Below are 21,131 nucleotides of genomic sequence, written 5' to 3'. Positions count from 1 at the left end.
GGGTGCGCACCCGGGCATTTCTTCGTCTCGGACCTGCCTCCTCCTGCGGCATCGAGTTCCACCGAGCCGCAATCGGCCGGACCGACCGCAGCACCTTCGGGCACACCAACGATAAGCCGAATTCCGCATCGCCGAGCGAGTCGGCGATTCTTCCGGAATTCACCAAGGCGTCACCGTACCCGGAAACCCGGTCCGACACGCGGCAAACCGACGAGTCAAGCAGCCATCCCGCTCCACTTTCAGTAACGGCAAATATTTGGCAACTTGAAACCCTCGTCCCACGGCTGCGCGAATTCGCCAGCGGCCCAGTGATGTTCACCCGGTCCGACCGACCGGCCACCGACGGCGCCTTGCTCGCCAACTCGCCCCGCGAGCCACCCCGCGTCGAGGGACCCCACTTCCATAGAATCCAAACACATTGCCAGCCAACACGATTGGATGATATCCAGACCCGTCTACGATGAACAAAGCTGGGTGGCAAATGTTTACCGCCTGCATCGTCGTCCGCGCGCCCCGCGTCACCCCGGCACAGCACCCCCACGGCGGCAGACGATCGTCACCGACCACGGCGTCGACCGGACCCTCATCACACCCCAGTCGACCGCACCTACCGACATCAACTCCCCCGATTGGGGCATCGGGCACCGATCGCACTACACTGTTTCTCCGCGCCCCTATAGCTCAGTTGGTAGAGCTACGGACTTTTAATCCAAGGGTTGGGGCGCTTCTACCAGCGGAAACGCTAGAATCGTGGGGCAAACGTGGGGCGCGCACGCCCGCGGCCCTGCCGTCGAGATGAGTGCCCCCTGTAGGACTCGAACCTACGACCTAGTGATTAAAAGTCACCAGCTCTACCAACTGAGCTAAAGGGGCTCGGCTGGAAAGCATAGCTGACAGCGGGCATGGGGCACGAACCGATTGGAGGGTGGGCCGGTTCGATGGCGTGGGCGGAAAAGCTCCCCAGCGGCAAGCACAGGGGCGTCTACCGCGACGCCAGCGGGAGGAAGCGGAGCGCGGGCACCTTCACCCGGAAGCCGGAGGCTGAGCGGCAAGCCGGGAACAAGGAAGTCGCCGAGAGGAAGTCGCCTACCCCTGCGGGGGCCGACAAACTGACGTGGGGCGAGCGGGAAGCAAGTTGGGACGCGGCGCGGATCGTGAGGAAGAGCACAGGTCGCTCCGACAAGGCCCGCCTACGCGACCATGTGCGCCCACGGTGGGAGAAACACGTCCTGCGGTCGATCTCCACGGACGACGTGCAGAAGTGGGTGACCGAGCTCTCCAACAGCGGAATGACGCCCCTCGACGGTGGCGAAGTGCTACTACCTGTCCCAGAACCAGCGAACACCTGAACTCTTAACACACACCACAGCCCCGGAAGTCGCTTCCGGGGCTGTGGGGTCTCTTCTGCTGATTCGGTCCGGGCACGGATGCGCGGCCGCAGCCAACGCACCAGGCTCAGATGCCGCTTCGATTCGCGCCACCTAGTGGAAGGCGCTCACGTTGTTCACTCCGTTGCCGTGCGTATATCCGGTGACGTTGTATGAGACGGTGAACGACAGGTCCGAACCTGAACCCGTCCACTCGATCGGCTTCGCCTCGTTCCCCTCGGAGAACAGGATGTATATCTCGTGCCCGGACTCATACTGGTCGCTGGTGGCACCGGGGGCCAGTTCGAACAGCTCCTTGGGCACGTCCCACTCTTGCCGGTAGACCGAGACGTGCTGGCCGGAATCGTTGTACAGCCTGTACCAGCCAGGTGAGCTCTTTTGCTCTGCGGAGGACTGGGATATCGACGACGAAGACACGGTCATTTTCTTGACCTGCATGCCGGTTTCAGTCATTGCTTCTCCTTCGGGTCGTGCGGTCGACGCACAAGGAATCGCTGACACGAACCCCACCAGCGTATGAACACCCATCCGAGCTTGATTCACCCGTTTCGGGTGAACTCCGCGCAGTGAACGATCATCGATAAACGGCTTCGGTAACGACGACGGCACGGTGGTCAACGCGCCCGGAGCCATCGACGGACCGAGGCAACGATCTGATCGCGATCCCGGCGTCGACCTGCCCCGATCATCTGCTCTCCTGCCTGGCGAGCACATGGACGCCAGGCAGCGGCACGGCACGCCGCAGACCTGGTCCGCGACCGGCCGGATCGGGCCGGGTCTGCGGCAGAGGCGGCAAAAATGACGGCAGCGGCCAGAGCTCTAGGGCGTGGGCGCTGGCCGAAAACGTGGGCGGCATGCCCGGAAAGTGCTGGATAGCGTGTTCCGCGGGAAGCCATGACGCGCCCGAGCGCGCGTTTCGTCCTCGCCCGCGCGACGGCCGCACATCTGTGCGTTCCGGCACTATGGGATGCGACATGTCGGGCTAACACCGCTTCGGCCCGTGGCGATAGTCCCCTCGCGGCGGCCCGAAGCCATACACTCGTGAGGATCGCAGAACGCCAGTAACGGCGCATGACGTGCATCACCAGGGCATCAATTGACTAACGGATGCGTTTCGCATCACACCTACGGTGCCGTAAGGTATGGCCGCATCGGCATCGGTCTACCGTGGGGATGACCTGTAAGACCGGACGCACACACTGAAGGGTTCATACATGGCAAGGGATCTGACTCAACTCGAGCTTCTGACGGAGTTGGAGCCGGTTGCCGAAGAAAACGTCAACCGGCACTTCTCCTTGGCAAAGGAATGGCATCCGCACGACTACGTCCCGTGGGACGAAGGCCGCAATTTCTCCGCACTCGGGGGCATCGATTGGGATCCGGACCAGTCCCGGCTGAATGAGGTCGCGAAGGCGGCCATGATCACCAACCTGCTCACCGAGGACAACTTGCCGTCCTACCACCGGGAGATCGCCGAGAATTTCTCCCAGGACGGCGCGTGGGGCACTTGGGTGGGCCGTTGGACCGCCGAGGAGAACCGACACGGCATCGTCATGCGGGACTACCTCGTCGTCACCCGCGGTGTCGACCCGGTCGCGCTCGAAGAAGCCCGGATGATCCATATGACGAACGGCTTCGCCTCCCCCGCCGACGCCGATGCCGGATTCCTGCACTCGGTCGCGTATGTCACGTTCCAGGAGCTGGCCACCCGCGTCAGTCACCGCAATACCGGCAAGGTCTGCGACGATCCGATCGCCGACCGCATGTTGCAGCGCGTTGCCGCTGACGAGAACCTGCACATGATCTTCTACCGCAACATGTGCGGCGCCGCCCTCGACCTGTCTCCCGACCAAGCTATCGAGGCGATCACTCTGATCCTGGAGAACTTCCAGATGCCCGGCGCGGGTATGCCCAACTTCCGCCGCAACGGCGTGCTGATGGCCAAGCACGGCATCTACGACTTGCGCCAGCACCTGGAGGAGGTCGTCCAGCCGGTGCTGAAGAAGTGGGACATCTTCGAGCGCACCGACTTCACCGCGCGCGGTGAAGCTGTCCGCGAGCGGCTCGGCCTCTTCCTCGAGAAGTTGGCCGGCGATGTGCTCAAGTTCGAGGAGCAGCGCGATCGCATGCTCGCCCGCGAAGCCGCCAAGCGCGAGCGCCAGATGGCGGGCAGTACCGTGGGCTGACGGCACACTCCCTGGCACAACGGCGCCGTCGTCCGGACTTCTGGATGGCGGCGCGCCTATTTCCCGGCTCCTGCGGACCCACACGGATTTCCGAATTCGGAAGAACTACGGCAGCGCCGACGAGATCATGAAGAGAACCATCGTTCGTGGACTCTGACCGCTACTCCGGAAGGCCGACGAGATGACAACAACAACCCAGGGTGGCGCCGTGCTCGCAGGCAAGGTCGTGGCCATCACGGGTGGGGCTCGCGGTATCGGCCGCGCCACCGCAGAGGCGTTCCTCGCCGCGGGTGCGGTCGTCGCGATCGGTGATATCGATATCGAGCTGGTCGCCAAAACGGCGGCGGAGTTCGGCGCCGATCCGGACGCGAAGGTGATCGGCCTACCTCTGAACGTCACCGACCGCGACTCGTTCGCCACCTTCCTCGACGCGGTTGAGCATGAGCTCGGTTTGGTGGACGTACTGGTGAACAACGCGGGCATCATGCCGACGGGTCTGTTCGTCGACGAGGACGAGGCGATGACCGACCGCATCATCGACATCAACCTGCGCGGCGTCTTGACCGGTTCACGGCTGGCGATCACGCGCTTCCTGGCGCGTGGCAGCGGCCACCTCGTCAATATCGCGTCGTTGGCGGGCACGCAAGGCTTACCCGGCCTTGCGACCTACTCCGCGACCAAGCACGCGGTGGTGGGATTCACCTCGGCGCTGCATCTGGAGCTGAAGGAACACGGCGTGCGGGTCTCGGCAGTGCTGCCGGGCATCGTGCGCACCGAGCTGTCCGCGGGCGCCAACATGCCGAAGTGGATCACGCCGCTGACCACGGTGGACCCCGAGGACGTCGCACGGGCGATCGTCGGCACGGTGCTCCGGCCACGTCCGCTGGTGACAGTGCCGCGCAGGCTGACCGCGATCATCAAGTCCACACAGCTGCTGCCCTACCGCGCCCAGCTCCTGGTGGCCCGATTCACCGGGGCGACAACGGCGTACGCGCAGGCCGACCCGACGCTCAGGGAGAAGTACCACCGCAGGCTGCGCGGCGAATAATGGCAGCTTGACAAGGAGAGGTGCCGTCGACAGCACAGGCTCGATCGCGGCAGCTGGACCTCAGCGTTTCGGGGCGTGCGATCTCGAAGGATCGCAGTGCGCGGCTGACATGTCCGAGCCATCTGGCCTCGTCGAGCAGCGTGTCAGCGCCGCCGTGTTGTGCGAACAGGGTCATCGTCATGTTGTGTTGGGGTGGTATGCCCGCCCGCTTCGCCCGGATCGCGGCCGCGATGACGGCCGCCTCGATCATCGGGCCGCGCTCGTGGTCCGGCAGGCCGAGCGCGTCGGACCGTTCGGCGGCGAGTTGTCGCGCCCGTGGATCGGCATGCCCGCGCAACGCCAGTTGAGCATCCCGAATGTCGACAACCCGGCGACAGAGCCGAAATTCGGCGTCCCGTAAAGGATTCCATTCACGGCCGATGGGGATGGGCACAGCGCTTGCCGTGCCGGTGGCGGATGTCAGGTGCCCGCTCAGCTCAATGAGTTGTCGTTCGGCGCGGTGGCATCGGTAAGCGTGGAGCAGCGACCCGAGGAGCTCACCGCCCGAGGGCAGCGCCATCCCTGCGATGACGATGAGCAGTCCCGTTACCGTGAGTAGCCCATCGACGGTCGCGTGCAGCGGCTGGGGTGTGTGGCCGAGATCGGCTGCGACGAGCACGTATCCGAGGAAGGCAAGGCGCGCGATCACGGCGATGCCGCCTATCGCGATAACCCGGAATCCGATGCGTAGCCATGGCTTCGCAGTGAGCACGGCGTAGCGAAACCCGAACACGACTGCCGCGACGGCGCTGACACCGACGTAGCAGATGAACAGATACCGATACCGAGCACCGTTCGGGGACGCCGGCGGGAAGGCGGCGAACAGCGAGACGACTGCGGCGATGACGACAACGAATCCCGCACAGCAGAGCGGCGACCTACGGCGGGCGATCTCGGTCGGTGTCGTGAGGTACACAAACCATATCTGGCTCGCGCACACCGCGAGCATCGCTGTGACGTCACTGAGCATGACGCCGATTGTCGGAATATGGGTGTGGTGGTCAATGGCATCGGATTCGAGCCAGAGCATCATCGTCGCCAGGATCGCACCAGTGAAAAGGGCACTCGCACGGTGCATCCCGTTGTCCGGATCTCGCATGATGTCGCGAGCCTTGATGGCCAGGACAGTGACGCAAGCGAACGCCGTGAGCAAGATGAGGAGAATCGGGTCGGGGGTCACAGTGAGTTATCCAAGCGGCGGACTATGTCGGCGATCGCCGGATCGGCGGCGACGGTGACCGGCTGGCTCGACCGGTGCGCGCGCCGCAGGAGCAACGTCGCCGTCATCTCCGCCTCGGTCTCCTGCTCGGTCGATCCGCAGGACCTGGCGAGAACCTGCCCCTGGATCTCCTGGGCGATGTGCACGAACACGCAGTTCCGTCGATCTTCGCCGATCGGCTGACCCGTGTGGCCGAGGAGCAGATGCGCGAATTCGTGAAAGATGATCTGCTGGCGGTGAATCGGACTAGCGGACTCCTCGTAGATGACGGAATGCCCGTGTTCGTCGGTGATCAGCAGCCCGAGTGGGCTCGCCGGCGGCAAGGCCATCGGGATCAGTTCGATCCGTCTGCCCACATGACTCGCCAAACGCTCGCGCACCTCGCCGATACCGAAACGAACCGGTAGCCCGAGCACGTCGATTCGCCTCTCGCAGCGCTTCCGCAAATCCGTAGTCCGCATGGCAGTCGAGGTTCTTCGCGCGCTACCGGTCGCCGGACGGGCCTGCGGGCAGTCGCTCCAAGCGGCGGAAACGGTTGATCACGTCAGTGACCGCCGCCAGACTCTCGGCAGACAGGCCCGCCGCCCGCAGCGCCACATCACGCACACCCGCGTCCCGCATAGCAGCCAGCAGACCCAATTCGGCGTCGACCTCGCGACTGGTCTCTTCGTCGAAGAAGTACGCAGGGGGAACCCCGAAGAATCGCGCCAGCGCGCTCAAGTGCCGAAAGGTCGGATTGTCTCGTTGACCGGTACGTAAGTACCAGACATACGAGCCGGACAATCGCACCCCCTGCTGGCGGGCGATCGCGGTGGCGACCTCCTCGTTGCTGAACTCGCGACCGTCCGGCCTGCGCACGACGTCGAACAGATGGGTCAATCTCGACGCCAACGTTGAGCCCGTTTCGTCCACCGGTCGCCTTCCCGTCAACTGGAATGCCTTCGAACCCATTATCGCTTGACGACCGTTGACAGGCCAGACCAGGCATGGTGCAATCAAATCATCAACTGATGTGAAGAGAATACAGTCCGAAACCACGCTTGTTGACAATGTGCGTTGGGTCGCGCGGGAGGACCGACAGTGGGCAGGAGCAGAGACCGAGTTCCCGCGCCCTGTTCAGTTGTACGGCGTGGACCTGGCCACGATGGCAGAAGCAGCCAAGATCACCACAAGTGAAAGCTTGCTGACCACATTGGCACCATGGCTGCCCGGTGCCGAAGGGCACCCTGCTCGGTGGTGGCGCCGCGCTGCCATACAAGCGCGTGCTGTTCAGCCGGCCCGGGCGGGCCATGGTCCGCGCCGCGGAACCGGCGGGTGTTCCGGAGGGAGATCGTATGGGTCAGCCGTTGTGGATCGATACCGACGAGTTGCACGCGTCAGCACTGGAATTGCACCAGCTCGCCGAGGAGACTGCACGGATGGCGGCGGAGTTGAACGCCGACCTCGCCCGCGAAGGGGAGTGCTGGGGCGACGACGAACCCGGCAAGACCTTCGCCCAAACGTATGTGCCCGGCGCGGAGCAGGGCATGGAGGGTTTCGAGAACCTCGCGGCGAATCTCCGCGCGATAGGTTCCGACATCCGGGGCGCCAACGACGCATTAGAGAATCAGGATCGCGACGGCGGTCTCGACGTGAACCGCGCGCATTCGACCGGCGGCGACCTCGCGAGCATGGACCCGAGCGGATCGGCCTACCCCCGCTCGACCGGTTCCCCGAGCCCGATCGAAGATCCCGCACAGCAACCCATCGGATCGCCGCCAATCGCCGGTGAACCGACGGCCGACAACACCGGGCGACAGGACGCAGGCCCGACGGTGGGTCCCGGCACCGATACCAGCCGGCAGCGCGCAGCGCAGCGACAGCCGGATCTACCGGCCGATCCAGCTTCTCCTGGCTACGACTCCGACACCCGCCTGAACGAAGGGCAGGCGCAGTCCCAGCCGACCACCTCCGCCCCCACCGTCTCGGCCTCAACCACTCCGGTAGGACGTGGCAGGACAGCGCCGCCGACGAATACGGGAACCCGACTCGCTCCCACGACTTCCGCCGCGCCGTCGGACGACGCTCCCCGGCCGCAGAATTCATCGGGCACGCCGTGGTCGAAGGCACCGAGCACGGCGAGGCCCGCGGAAAGGGGAATGCCACCACGGGTTTCCCCGCCGCGACCCACCGGCCGTCCGCAGGGCCCCGCGGCCCCCTCGAAAGAAAAGGGCCGCACCATATTCCGGCGTCCGGAGCCAGCGGCGGCCCGGCCACCGCAGACCACCAACGACGAGGCCATGCGGATCGCGCGGGAAATGGCGGCCCGGCAGGGCCTCGAAATCGTCGGATTCGAAACGGCAGGTATGACCGCGCACACGGTGCAGGAGATAGCCGACGCCGTAGACACCGTGCTCACGAAGTACACGATCGTTCTGCGCGGCATCGAGATCGCAGCCGGTGACGGCGCCCTGTCGCGGGTCGAGAACCGTGCCCCGGCACATTCCTCGGGGTCGTCGGAAGCCACACCGTCGCAGTCTCCGGAACCGTGGATCGTCCTCGACCGCGCGGGCGCGGCGGACCCCGGCCTGCTGTCCAGGCGTGCGGAGGCGACAGCACGCTCGACAGACAACGTGGTCTGGCCGCGGCCGATGTACGCGACGATGCTGCTCGAGTTCGGTCATGTGCTCGACCTCCTCGGCGGGGTCCGGGCGCGGCGAGAGGTGCAGCGCGCGCTGATCACCGAGTACCTGCGGGTGAGCGGCGCCGCGGGTGACCCCCTCGGGCGTGTGGTCGGTGGCTACAAGCGCTGGCGATCCCAGCTCAGCAGGGCCTGCTTCGACTGCGGCGTGCTGTCTCCCGGGCGGGCACTGGCCGAAGGGTTCGCCACCGTCGAGCTGCACGGCGACAAGGCAAGTGGCCCGGCGAAGGCGTTGCACCGCTTGCTGGTGACTACGGCGCGGCCGGACGCGCGCTGCGGAGGCCACGGGCGGTGTCATGACACTTCAACCGACTCCGAGCTGCGGATATGCTGAGCAGCCTGCGGTGTCACCGAATCCGGATTCGGGCCACGTGGGTCCAGGAAGGAAGCCTGCATGGACCGATGGAAGCGAGAAGGCTTGCGGTCGGCCAACAGCGGGTTGCGCAACCAGGTCGAGCATCTCCTCGACGCCTACGAGGCGCAGAAACCTCGGCTGACCGAGGTCTACCGGCAGCTGGAAGCCTTTCGCCTGCGGGCCAGTTCACCGGATCAGTCGGTGGAGGTTACCGTCGACGCCAGCGGCGTGCTGACCGACCTGACGCTGACCGCGTCCGCAATGCGGAAGACACCGGGCGAACTCGCTCGCTTCATCGTCGAAGCTGTGCGGGAAGCGGCTGTCCGCGCCCGTGAACACAACGAAGCCATCGCCGCCCCCGTCGCCGCCGATCTGGACGACATGCCGGACCTCCCCGACATCATGTCGGAAACCCCGAGCCTGCACGATATCCGCGCCTTCCTCCGAGGCGACCAGAATCCAGCGGATTGACCCCTGCTGCGCAACGATCAGCGCACTCCCGACCTGGGCGACAACATGTCTATCGGTCGGGAACGCGCTTGCCGTCGGAGGATTCCGCAGTGGTAATTCGGTCGATGGTGGCATGGGCACGGATGCACTCGACGAACGCCGGTTGACGGGTTCGGAATACGGATGACCCTGCATTTGCCGCCATGGCTGCCCACCCCAGTGATGGAGTGTGTGGTGGGCCACTTCCCGGTCGCCGACGAAGACCGGATGCGTCGCGACGGCGATTACTGGTCGGACAAAGCCGAATGGTGCCGCGGCCAAGCGACGTACATGGACGCCAAAGCAGCGCAGCGGCACACCACCATTCGAGGTCGTACGGGTGATGCGATCGAGGACGGTTACAAGCAGTTGGCCGAGAGTTTCCGCAGCCAGGCCGACTACAACGACCAGCTGGCCGAACAGCTGTACGACGGCGCGAATAATCTCGAGCTGCAGAAATGGACGGTCATCGGCTTTGCGGTGATCCTGGCTTGGACCCTGACGCACGCCGCGATCACGTTCGCCGCGGGCGGCGCGATCGAAGCGTACTTGGCTAAGGCACGGACGGAAACCGCGCTGCAGATCGCTCGCCGGAAACTCCTGGAATACCTCGCCGGGCAAGGCGCGAAGTATGCAGCCGAACGCAGCACCCTGGTACTGGCCCGCAATGCGGCGATCATCGGCGTGCTCCAAGGTGGCGGCATCAATGCCGCGGTCCAGCTGAAGCAGATCGCCGACGACAACCGCGAATCGATGGACCTGAAGTCCGCAGGCATCGCAACGGCCGCGGGTGGTGTCGGTGGCGCGAGCGGCGCGGTTTTCGGCCAATGGCTCGGACGCCGCTGGATCGTACCTGCGACCGTCTCCTCGGCCGAACGTGCCGGTAGTACCGCCGGGCGGGTGGCTTTCCAGATCGGCGGCACGGCGTTGGTCGGCGCCGCCGGCGGCCTCGCGGGCGGTGTCGCGGGCACCGGTGTCGCGATCTTGCTTTCCGGTGAGAAATTCACCCGCGAGACCTTCACCGAGGGGCTGCTCCCGGCAGTCACCAGCGGATTCCTCGGCGCCGCCAGCCACGCCGCCCGCCACATCCACGCTGCTACGCCAACTTCCCCGGTGGCTGCGGTGCCCGACGCGCCCCCCGGCACCCGCGACCTCACCGACGCCCTCGCGCAACACGGCATCCGCACCCACGACTACGACCCGGACAACCCTCCCCCCGCCCACCAGCAAAAACTGCTCGACTCACTGCACACCCTGCTCCGCCAAGGGAACGCACCCACAGCCGACGTGCCAGCGGGCGCCCTCGGCGAACCAACGCACGCCGCAGTCGGCGGGAAGTCCGGTGCCGCCAACGGACCGGCGCAGGTTTCCGTGGACAGTGCGGCGGCGCGACCGCCCCAAACGGTGTCGGCGAAAAGCAACAGTTTCGTCCCTCGCATCGACTCCGAGATCTCCAGCGCCGAACCCAACAGTGGCAACACCGCTGAGCCGGAGGTTGTCGCGACACCGCCTGCCGACTCCGCTACGGAACCAGTGTCCGAGCCACTTGCCGATGCCGAAATACGATCGAGCGCACCGCATTACAGCTCTCTGGACGAGACCGCAGCCGCCTCGGAGCCCGCTGGACCTGGCTCCGAGCGGCCGCTGTCGCCCGACAACTCCGCGGAACAGAGCGGCAGACCAGAGACCGAGGATCGGACCACGTCGGTCGACGAGTCCGGGAAACCAGCGGAGGAACCGACGACACGATCGGAGCCGGAATCCGACGGTGAAGACGCGGCCGACGCGGCGCACGAGGGGAAGCCACTTCCCGACGATCAGCCCGACACCGCGTCGGGTGAGCGCGAAGCGCCCCTTTCGGCGGGCGATGCGGTGCGGCGTGCCGCCGAGGAGGCGCTCCAGGACTACGAGGCTCGCTCGGGGCAGGACCTGCCGGAGGAGCAACGACTGGTGAATGCCTCCGACGAAAAGCTGATGGAGATGCTGGTCGGCGATCCCGCCGACGCGACGGCCGCGCTGATCGAGGTGATTCGTCGCGGCGAGGACAAAGTACTGCGGTGGACGCAGGTGGCCGCGCTGATCGCAATGCGGGACGGCCCGGTCGATATGGATGCCGGGGAGGGCAAGTCGCTGGTGTTCCTCGCACACGCGGCCCGCGACGCGGTGGAGCACGGCGCGGTTCAGGTGATCACCACCCGCGATAATCTCGCCAACCGCGAATTCACCCGCTACCAATCGGTTTTGAGCAGAGTCGGCTTCGATGTGGTGCGGATGAACCCCGACCACGCACCCCCGCCACCGGCCGAGGGCAGACCGACGATCTACATCGGCACCCAACAGGATGTGGGTTTCGCTGCACTGCGGGAGAATTGGGTGCCGGGTCGCCGAGCCGCGATCGACGAGATCGACGAGGCGCTCGTCCACGCCGACACTCGGTACATCCTGTCCGACGGCGCCGCTCAGCTGGCGGACCCCGAGACCGTGGCCCAGGTCACCGATGCCCGCGACTTCCTGGTCGAGAGCCTCGACCGCGGCCTGCTGACAGAGACCGATTTCGGGCGGGAACCCAACCAGCGCGGCGGGCGGGCGATGTTGACCGACGCCGGTCGAGCAAAGCTGGAAGCACTGCTGAAACGCGCCCCGGACGATAACGAACTGCGGCGGCTCGACATGGCGGCATCGGCCCGGTGGGAATACGTCGAGAACGTGCACTACGTGGTGCACGAAATCAACGGCCACAAGAAGATATTCATCATCGACCAGACCACCCACAAGGTGATGTTCGACCCAGAGACCTCCACCGAGAGCCGGTGGAACGGCGGCATGGCGCAGGCGATCGAGGCCGAGCGCGGACTAGAGATCCGCAACGACCCCAACACTTCGAAATCCATTACGGCGCAGCGACTGTTCGGCCGGGAGAATTACAACTTCGTCACCGGCGCCTCCGGCACGGCCGAAGGCTCGGCCGCGACACTGCAGAACCGCTACGGGTTGGGCGAGGTGATCAAGATCGACCGCTTCACGGAGTCGCGGCTCGAGGTCATGGCGGACACGGTCGCGCCGGACGAGGCCGCGAAGTTGCAGAACCTCGCCGCGGACATCGCGACAATGCAGGAGACAGGCCGTCCGCAGCTGATCCTGTGCGACCGCAACGACATCGTCGCCGCGCTGTCGAAGCTGGTCGAAGTCGATCATGTCGCAGTGGACGCGAAGTGGTTCCTCCAGCACGGCACCCGCGCCGAGGACGATCTACAGCAGATCTTCGACGCGGCGGGCGAACGGGGCAAGGTCCTGATCATCAATATGCAAGGGGCCCGCGGCGTCGACATCCCGATCAACGCGACCACCCGCGAACTCGGCGGCCTGCACGTCGCTGTCACCGGCCGCTCGGCACTGTCCCGCGATATCGACATCCAGGCCGAGAACCGCGCCGCCCGCAACGGTGATCCAGGCAGCGTCCGGTACTACACCTCATCCGGCGACGACCTCTACGCTCTCTCCGACAACCCGCTGGTTCAGTACGCCGTCATCCAGTACAGGGAAGCCTCCGCCGAACACCATGCCCAGCCGACCAGCGAGACCCAGGCGCGGCTCGTCCATACCGAAGACACCCTTCGTTCACTGGTCGAGCCACTGCAGGAGGCGGCCGCACAACACCAGAAGGCCAACTTCCGCACCGACCACACCAGCGGCCCGTCCACCCCAGCTCTTCCTGCCTTGCCGGCAGATTCCAATGTCGAACCGCCACAACAACATCCACCGCACACAGGTCGAGCGCCTCAGATACCGTCGAGCGCCACACACCACACCGCACCCGTCGGCCCAGAAAGCCCCGTCGGGCACAGCACCTCCGGCGGACACAACACCCCCGCCGGACAGGTCGTCCCCGTCAAGCATCCACAGGCACTGGACGACCTCGAAGAGCGGCCGATCGACGACCTGGACACGGTGCCGCAGGATGCGCGGGAAGGCCATGCCGCGGCGACCGATGCACTTCCGAGCCCTCGATCGGCGGACCGGCGTATCGAGGACTGCGCCGTCCGGCTCACCCGCACTCTACGAGCACTCGGCAACGACAACACACCCGAACCCGACGAAAACGACCCCGCATGGCAGGCCGAGGACAACTGGCGCGTCATCGAAACCAACATCCACGCCCAACTCACCGCAATCGACCACCACCCCACCACAACCGGCGGCACCGATCCCCTTGCCACCATCGCTGACAACGTCCGCACCAAACAAGACGGCGCCGACACCGCCGTCATCGTCGTCGACGACGGCACCGACGCACACGGCTACATCATCACCAACGTCGACGGCAACCTCATTGTCTTCGACACCCTCATCGAGGACACAAGCCCCCGCGTACGCAACTACGACGGAGACGAGAACGGCGACAATAAATGGCAACCCACCTACCACCACATAGAACAAGCCTTCGTCGCCTACTTCAAAGACGACAACGGCACCCTCGGTGCTCTCCATCAACCACACCCCGGCCACGAACACCGAGCACACCCACCACACAGAATCACCGGATCGCCCACCAATAGCCACGGCGACGAGCAATCGTCCGATCCAGTCCAGGTGGATGGCCGCCCGACGTATCTGGGGCGCGCACTGCCTCGGGACGTCGGCTTCACCGACGAACAGCGGCAGTTGGCCGACGCGGCCCTGCGCGCGGGTGGCTTCGCCGACGCGGATACGTTGCAGCGTCGCGGCGACACCTATATCGCGGACGCCGCGACGCGCCGCGCATTCGAGAACGCCCAGTGGTGGCATTCGCTGAGCGACCTCGCGAACCCGGGTCAGCCGAGCGCCGCTCAGCAGGCGCTGATCCAGGTCTTCCCGCACCAGATCGGCAATGCCGACGGCATTCCCGCGGTGATCCGCGACCGGGCTAACCGGCTGTCGATCAGCCGCGATCTGGGGGCTTTCAACGCCCGCCGGCCACCCGACGGACGAATCCTCGACTGGTTCCGCACCGGACTCACAGCGGCTGAGTCGAAGCAGTTCGGCAACCTGATCCATACTCGAAATCACTTGGCACAGTTGGACCAGCAGGCAAGAGAGGTACCGGGCAGCCCGCCCGTGCACGTCTTGTCCTACGACTCGGCCGCCTTCGACGGCGACGGCAAGGCCGTAGTCGCACTCGGCAACGTGGACACCGCGCACACGGTGAACTGGCATGTGCCGGGCACCAATACGACGTCGCGCTCGCTGGCCTACCAGTTCAAGCCGCTGCGCAACCTGTATGAAGAAACCCTGCGGGTGGATCGATCGCTGGAGCTGGCGTCGATCATCTGGATCGGATACGACGCGCCGACCGGGACCGCGAACACCGGTTACCTGAAGGCCGCCTTCCACAGCCGCGCGGAAAAGGGCGGCGATCTGTTGCTGAGCGATATCGCGGCGTTCCACGCCACCAGACAGTTCGCCGGAACCGCCGACCCTGATCGTCTCCGCAACCGGATCTACGGGCACAGCTACGGCTCGGTCACCACATGCTATGCGGGTAGGTACGGCAGGCTGGCAGGGCTGGTCGCATCGATCACTCTCTCGGGCTCGCCTGGGGCAGGCCCGTTGCGCAATGCCGCGGAGTTCGGCATCGGCGCGGAAAACGTCTTCGTCGCCGCCTCGTGGCGTGATCTGGTGACCATGTTCGGTGCGGACCAGCCCGGCCCGTGGAGCCGCATCCACTGGCGGCTCGGCCTCGGCATGGATCCTGCTTCCGAGAAGTTCGGCGGCAGACGAATCGGCGCCGAGTTTCCGGACTCGCCGGACTTCGCCGGTGTCGAGTCCGTGCATCAGGGTTATCTGCACTACGACTCGGCGACCGGACTACCCACCGAGGCGCTGGCCAATGTCGCGCAGATCACCGCGGGCCGAGGCGAGACCCTCGTCGCGGTGGATCGCCGTCAGCCCGGCCGCAGGATCGGCTCAGCGCCCGTTGACTGCGAGCGCGGGCGATACGACGACGGCCGACGCAACGTGGTCGACCAGAAACCGCTCGCCGACGCCGACCGGCAGCCCTACCGCCACGAAGAGGTCGACCTCGATGAGGTGGTCGACACCGTGCGCGGTTCCGACGTCCGCCCCATGCCGGAAGAACGCGGCCTCATCGACACCGCCGAACCGGCGCGGGCGGGCGACCGGCCGGAAGGCGGACCGAGCGACCACACCGGGACCGCCCGCGATGCGGTTCGGCAAAGGAACGATTGCGTCGCCCGGGTCGCCCAAGTGGTGTCGGCGCTGGGAAGCAAGGAGGCACGCGAAGCCGCAGCGGGTAGAAATGACTGGCGCACAGTGGAAACCGCCATCGCGGCACAGCTGACCAAGGTCGAGCTGACAGCGCATACCGATGATCTCCTGGCACCGATCGTCGCCGCCGTCGAGAACAGACAGGACGGCGCCGACACCGCCGTCATCGTCGTCGACGACGGCACCAATGCCCACGGCTACGTCATCACCAACGTCGAGGGCGCCATCGTCGTCTTCGACACGAACATCGAAGATCCCGACGCACAGGAAACGGACCCGGACGACACACCCACACCCCGAGTACGGACACTCGATCGCTGGAAACAGTCCTACCCACACATCGAAGAAGCCTTCGTCGCCTTCCTCGGCAACGACAACGGCGACCTGTCGGCCCTCCACGAACCTGTACCCGACCACCTCGACCGCGCACACCCACGACACAGGATCACCGGCCGCCCGACCGAACCGGATGGTCAGGAGGTCCCCGATTCGGCCGAACCCTCGGCGCCGACGGGGCTCGACAGGTTTTGCACCGCTCTGATCGATCCCGCCGCCCCCGGTCCGACACCGTGGACGGCTTGTTCGAGCGAGCAGGCACAGTCACCACGCGACACCGATGCGACCGTCGAAGGCGACCCAGCGAGTCGACCGGCCGCGGAGCACACCCCGCCGGACGCGGGCCGAACATCGTGGGCGGCACACTCCGCGCCATCCCAGCATTCGACGGAGACGCCGTGGAGCGTCCGGTCAACCGCGTCGAGACCCCGGTCCCGAACCGCCGATTCGCCCGCTCAGCCGACCACACACGAAAGACAACCATGGCACCGACGCCGGGCACGGGAAGGTGCCGAACCCCCGCCCGATAAGTAGCGGCGGGCGCGTGGCGGTCCACCCCGTGGCGACCGTAGAAGACCGTCCAGGAAAATGGGGGTCGTGCAGTCCGATGTCCTGAGGGAAGCAAGCGTCCGAATCGGCCCCTACCCGGTCGATCCGCCGGTGGTGCTCGCCCCGATGGCGGGGATCACGAACCTGGCGTTCCGGAAGCTGTGCCGGGAGTACGGCAGCCCGACCGCCATCTACGTGTGCGAGATGATCACCGCGCGGGCCGTGGTGGAACGCAACGAGAAGACGCTGCACATGATGTCCTTCGACGCCGACGAACATCCGCGTTCTATGCAGCTCTACGGCGTCGACCCGGCCACCCTCGGGGAGGCCGTGCGGATCATCGTCGGCGAGGGCTGGGCCGATCATATAGACCTCAACCTCGGCTGCCCGGTGCCCAAGGTCACACGGCTCGGCGGCGGGGCCGCGCTGCCATACAAGCGGACCCTGTTCCGCCGCATCGTGGCCGCCATGGTGAGTGCCGCCGAACCGGCGGGGGTCCCGGTGACTGTGAAGTTCCGCATCGGCATCGACGACGAACACCGCACCTATCTGGACGCGGGCCGCATCGCGGAAGCCGAAGGCGCGCAAGCGGTCGCGTTGCACGCGCGCACGGCCGCACAACGGTACTCCGGTCAGGCGGACTGGACCGCGATCGCCCGGCTCAAGGATGCCGTCACGGCGATCCCGGTGCTGGGCAACGGCGACATCTTCGCCGCCGCCGACGCGGTCCGCATGATGGCCGAGACCGGCTGCGACGGTGTGGTCGTCGGCCGCGGCTGCCTGGGCAGGCCATGGCTGTTCGCCGAACTCCAGGCCGCGCTGCGCGGCGAGCCGCTGCCCGACGCGCCCGACTTGGGCCAGGTCGGCAACGTGCTGTATCGGCACGGCGCGCTGCTCGCCGAACATCTCGGCGAAGACAAAGCCATGCGCGATCTGCGCAAGCACATGGCCTGGTATCTGATGGGCTTCCCGGTCGGCGCTGATCTGCGGCGCACGTTCGCCACCGTATCCAGTCTCACCGAGCTGGAAGACCTTGTCGGACAACTCGATCCGACCGCGCCGTTTCCGAAGGACGCCGAAGGGCCGCGCGGCCGTCAGGGCTCACCGGGCAAGGTCGCGCTGCCGCATGGCTGGCTCGACGATCCGGACGATCCGGCGGTGCCGCAGGCCGCCGACGTGATGCACAGCGGCGGCTGATCCTGCAACCCCGCAGCGAACTCGCCGTCCCGACGACGACACGATCTCTTCGATTTCGCACTGGGGTGGCCCGCCGTGGCGGAATCGTTATCATTGCGGGATCGGTGCTGCCGGTCGACTATGGCCCGAGGCGGAAAGCAAGACGAAAAGCGAGGTTCGTTGGTGGGTGACGATCGGCACGGGCGTTCGCCACGGCCCGGAGGTCGCGCCCCGTGGGAGCGCTATCCCGCGGCGGATTACCCGGAACGAGACGCCGAACAGGCGTCCCGGCGCTCACGACATACCGATGCCGCCCATGACCAGAGTTCCGCGCCGCTCACAGTCCAGGATCTCGTCCAGCGGGTCGACAACGAGCGTGGCGGGCGCAGGGGTCGCCGGGCAGCCGCGCCCCAGGACGCGGGCGCTCCACCAGCACGGGGCCGCCGCACCGAGCCGACACCGCAGGACGCCGGCCCGCCACCGGTGCGGGGCCGCCGCACCGAGCCGGCGCCGAGGCAGGCTGCTCCGCCAGGGCCCGCCGAGCCCGGTGCCCGGCGCCCACCGGAACCCGCCAATGGTCGCGGCGCGGCAGGCCCGCGTCGCCCACCCGACGCGCCCGCGCCACGGCACACCGGCAGTTCGCCGGTGGTCCAGGACATCGCCGGCGAACACGCCACACCGACCTCGCGCGCCGGGGGCCGGCGTCCCGCCGAGCGCCCGGAGCCCGGCATCCGGCCCGAGCCGGAACCGGCCGAAGAAGTTACCGACGTCCTCCCACCGCTGACCGAGCCGACGCGTGCCAAACGCAAAAGCTCGGGCTGGCCCACGACGGAATCCAAGGCCGTCAAGCCGAAAGCGGTCGGTGCGCCGTCGCAATCCCGACTGGAAGCCGCCCGGCAACGCCGAAAGACGCGCATGCGGACCGCGGGCCGAGCGGCGGTGGCAGGCGTCTCCGTCCTCGTTCTGCTGGCCACCGGCGGCGGCTGGAGTTACCTGCGTTCCACCGCCAACGGCTTCACCCAGGTTTCCGCGCTCGATGACAACACCGAGGACGTCGTCGACTCGGGCGCGCAACTCGGCGACGAGAACTTCCTGCTCGTCGGTACCGACACCCGTGTGGGCGCCAACGGGCAGCTCGGCGCGGGGTCGACCGACGATGCCGAGGGCTCCCGGGCGGACACCGTCATGCTGGTGAATATCCCCAAGAACCGATCGCGGGTCGTGGTCGTCTCGTTCCCCCGTGACCTCGACGTGAGCCGGCCGCGGTGCAATGGCTGGGACAACGAGAAAATCAATTACACCAACGAGGTCTTCCCTGCGGCGATGGGCGACAAGCTCAACGCCGTCTATGCCCTCGGCGGCCCGAAGTGCCTGTTCAACGTCATTTCCAAGATGACGGGGCTCAGCATCAACCACTTCATCAGCATCGACTTCGCCGGATTCGAGGCGATGGTCGACCAAGTCGGCGGCGTGGACGTGTGCGCCTCCAAGCCGATCGTCGACGGGATTCTCGGCACTGTCCTCGAGAACCCCGGTATGCAGCACGTCAGCGGCGAGACCGCGCTCAACTATGTGCGGGCCCGGCACGTCTACGGTGAGGAACGCAGCGACTACGACCGCATCAACCGACAGCAGCGGTTCCTTGCCTCGCTGCTGCGCGGTGCGCTGTCCAGCAAAGTGCTGTTCGACCCCGGCAAGCTGCGCGGCTTCATCGACGCGTTCACCAAGCACACGTGGGTTGACCAGGTCGATACGAACGACCTGCTGACGCTCGGACGATCACTGCAAAAGGTCGACGCGGGTGCGGTGACCTTCCTGACCATCCCGACCGCAGGCACCACCTCTTACGGCAACGAGATTCCCCGCGAGTCCGACATCAAGGCCATCTTCCGCGCGGTCATCGATGACCAGCCGCTGCCCGGCGAGAAGAAGGTGGCGCCCGCCCCAGGGTCGAGCACGACAGCTCCACCCGCACCGCCGAAGCTGACCGCGGTCGATCCGAGCACGGTGTCGCTGCTGGTCTCGAACGCCTCCGGCGTCGGAGGCGTGGCCAACAAGGCGTCGACAAAACTGGGTAATCAGGGCTTCCAGATCTACAACACGGGCAATTACTCCAACGGCACCGCGACGACGTCGAAGATCCGGTACGCGGCTGGACACGAGGCAGAGGCTGCGACAGTGGCCAGTGCGATTCCGGGCACGACGTTGGAACAGGCGTCCGATCTCGGCGGCATCATCGAGGTCGTCTTGGGAACCGATTTCACCGGCACGGTAACGAGCCCGGTTCCGGTGGGCGATCCGATCACCAACGTGCCGGTCAGCTCGACCGCCAGCATGACGCCGGTCAATCTTCCCTCCGACCTCGAGCACGTCAACGCCGCAGAAGACATCTGCAAGTAGGGCCGGTCGCCGACATCGCAGACCCTCGATACGCGGGCACCTAGTGCCGGGGCCGCACGTCCACCGTGCGATGCGCATCACATGTCGCCGGTCGGTTCGACGCGTAGATGCCAGGATCGCATCTGGGGCCGGCGGGCCTGGCCACATGCGGCAACGTACCGGCGAACACGCGGCACCGGTCATTCATCCGTTGTTGGTGACTTGGTCAGCGCCGGGAACTAGGGTCTGATCTCATGCGTGTCATCTACAACGAGCAAATGGCCGATCTCGCCCACGTGCTGGGCGAGATGGCCGGTCTGGCGGGGTCGGCCATGGACCGGGCAACCCAGTCGCTGCTCCAGGCCGACCTCACCTTGGCGGAGCAGGTGATCAGCGAACACGACCGGATTGCCGACCTGATCCAAGACGCCGAGGAGAAGGCCTTCGCTCTCCTCGCGCTGCAGGCGCCCGTGGCGGGTGATCTGCGGCAGGTCGTGAGCGCGATCCAGATCGTCGGCGACGTGAACCGCATGGGCGCGCTGGCGCTGCACGTGGCGAAGGTCACGCGCAGGCGGCACCCGAACCACGCGCTGCCCGAGGCGGTCAACGGCTACTTCGCCGAAATGGGCCGCATCGCGGTGAACATGGGCGCCGGCGCCAAGGAGGTCCTCGAGACTCGCGACCCCGAGCGCGCGGCCCAGCTGAACGAGGACGACGAGGCGATGGACGACCTGCATCGCCACCTCTTCACGCTGATCATGGACCGGGACTGGAAATACGGCGTCGCCGCCGCCGTCGATATCACGCTGCTCGGCCGCTACTACGAGCGCTTCGCCGACCACGCCGTCGAAATCGGCCGCCGCGTCATCTTCCTGGTCACCGGAGTCCTCCCCGCGGACCCCGATACCGAGGCGTGAGAAGACCTCTTGCCACGTCCGCGACGACGGGGTCGTTTCCAGCCGAGCCCGGTCTGACACAAATCCGGTCGGCGGCGCCCACGGGAGGTCGTAGGCGGTGTTTCGA

General features: G+C 66.4%; 13 protein-coding genes and 1 tRNA gene. 9 read left to right on the top strand and 5 right to left on the bottom strand.

The genetic code is table 11. From position 1 onward, the window contains the following. Positions 1-800 precede the first annotated feature (800 nt). A tRNA-Lys gene (locus AB0H00_RS08885) sits at positions 801-873 on the bottom strand. Between the two features lie 65 nt (positions 874-938). Here AB0H00_RS08885 and AB0H00_RS08880 point away from each other — a divergent pair. Next, positions 939-1,349, top strand: coding sequence for a hypothetical protein (locus tag AB0H00_RS08880; protein WP_357263124.1), 411 nt, complete (start codon positions 939-941; stop codon positions 1,347-1,349). 132 nt (positions 1,350-1,481) lie between these two features. Here AB0H00_RS08880 and AB0H00_RS08875 read toward each other — a convergent pair whose 3' ends face one another. Continuing rightward, on the bottom strand, positions 1,482-1,841 hold the full coding sequence (locus AB0H00_RS08875) for a hypothetical protein (protein WP_357263121.1): 360 nt from the start codon (positions 1,839-1,841) through the stop codon (positions 1,482-1,484). 761 nt (positions 1,842-2,602) lie between these two features. On the opposite strand from AB0H00_RS08875, the gene AB0H00_RS08870 reads away from it, so the two are divergent. Together AB0H00_RS08870 and AB0H00_RS08865 are read left to right on the top strand one after the other, a co-directional pair. Further along, entirely contained in the window at positions 2,603-3,574 is a 972-nt protein-coding gene (locus AB0H00_RS08870) for an acyl-ACP desaturase (RefSeq protein ID WP_357263118.1), read from the top strand. 181 nt (positions 3,575-3,755) lie between these two features. Then, positions 3,756-4,622 (top strand): SDR family oxidoreductase, encoded by an 867-nt coding sequence (locus AB0H00_RS08865; RefSeq protein WP_357263115.1) that lies wholly within the window; start codon positions 3,756-3,758, stop codon positions 4,620-4,622. On the opposite strand, the gene AB0H00_RS08860 is transcribed toward AB0H00_RS08865, so the two are convergent. The 3 genes from AB0H00_RS08860 to AB0H00_RS08850 are packed head-to-tail and all read right to left on the bottom strand — an operon-like array spanning position 4,585 to position 6,792. Then, on the bottom strand, positions 4,585-5,841 hold the full coding sequence (locus tag AB0H00_RS08860) for an MAB_1171c family putative transporter (RefSeq protein WP_357263112.1): 1,257 nt from the start codon (positions 5,839-5,841) through the stop codon (positions 4,585-4,587). The two genes, AB0H00_RS08865 and AB0H00_RS08860, sit on opposite strands and share 38 nt — an antisense overlap. Then, complete coding sequence (locus AB0H00_RS08855) at positions 5,838-6,341, bottom strand: hypothetical protein (RefSeq protein ID WP_357263110.1); 504 nt, start codon at positions 6,339-6,341, stop codon at positions 5,838-5,840. Before AB0H00_RS08855 ends, AB0H00_RS08860 begins: the two co-directional genes overlap by 4 nt. A 22-nt stretch (positions 6,342-6,363) precedes the next feature. Beyond that, complete coding sequence (locus tag AB0H00_RS08850; RefSeq protein WP_357263107.1) at positions 6,364-6,792, bottom strand: XRE family transcriptional regulator; 429 nt, start codon at positions 6,790-6,792, stop codon at positions 6,364-6,366. A gap of 299 nt (positions 6,793-7,091) precedes the next feature. On the opposite strand from AB0H00_RS08850, the gene AB0H00_RS08845 reads away from it, so the two are divergent. The 6 genes from AB0H00_RS08845 to phoU all read left to right on the top strand — a co-directional run bounded on the left by AB0H00_RS08845 (position 7,092) and on the right by phoU (position 21,025). Further along, positions 7,092-8,894, top strand: a complete 1,803-nt coding sequence (locus tag AB0H00_RS08845) for a hypothetical protein (protein ID WP_357263104.1) — start codon at positions 7,092-7,094, stop codon at positions 8,892-8,894. Between the two features lie 60 nt (positions 8,895-8,954). Beyond that, positions 8,955-9,386 carry a YbaB/EbfC family nucleoid-associated protein gene (locus AB0H00_RS08840; protein ID WP_357263101.1) on the top strand — a complete coding sequence of 144 codons (432 nt, stop codon included), beginning with the start codon at positions 8,955-8,957 and terminating at the stop codon, positions 9,384-9,386. Positions 9,387-9,548: 162 nt separating this feature from the next. After that, positions 9,549-16,538: an alpha/beta hydrolase gene (locus AB0H00_RS08835; RefSeq protein WP_357263099.1), complete on the top strand. Its 6,990-nt coding sequence runs from the start codon at positions 9,549-9,551 to the stop codon at positions 16,536-16,538. Between the two features lie 63 nt (positions 16,539-16,601). Beyond that, the gene (gene dusB / locus AB0H00_RS08830) at positions 16,602-17,750 is read left to right on the top strand and encodes a tRNA dihydrouridine synthase DusB (protein ID WP_357263096.1); all 1,149 of its coding nucleotides are present in this window, start codon (positions 16,602-16,604) and stop codon (positions 17,748-17,750) included. Positions 17,751-17,912: 162 nt separating this feature from the next. After that, the gene (locus tag AB0H00_RS08825) at positions 17,913-20,129 is read left to right on the top strand and encodes an LCP family protein (RefSeq protein ID WP_357263093.1); all 2,217 of its coding nucleotides are present in this window, start codon (positions 17,913-17,915) and stop codon (positions 20,127-20,129) included. A 233-nt stretch (positions 20,130-20,362) separates the two neighbouring features. Then, on the top strand, positions 20,363-21,025 hold the full coding sequence (phoU, locus tag AB0H00_RS08820; protein WP_357263090.1) for a phosphate signaling complex protein PhoU: 663 nt from the start codon (positions 20,363-20,365) through the stop codon (positions 21,023-21,025). Positions 21,026-21,131: the final 106 nt, after the last annotated feature.

Origin of the sequence: Nocardia sp. NPDC023852 (assembly GCF_040639505.1) — a bacterium.
In the GTDB taxonomy this organism is placed as follows: Bacteria; Actinomycetota; Actinomycetes; order Mycobacteriales; family Mycobacteriaceae; genus Nocardia.
The sequence above is the reverse complement of the archived record's forward strand: the minus strand, read 5'-3'. Positions and strand labels throughout refer to the sequence as shown.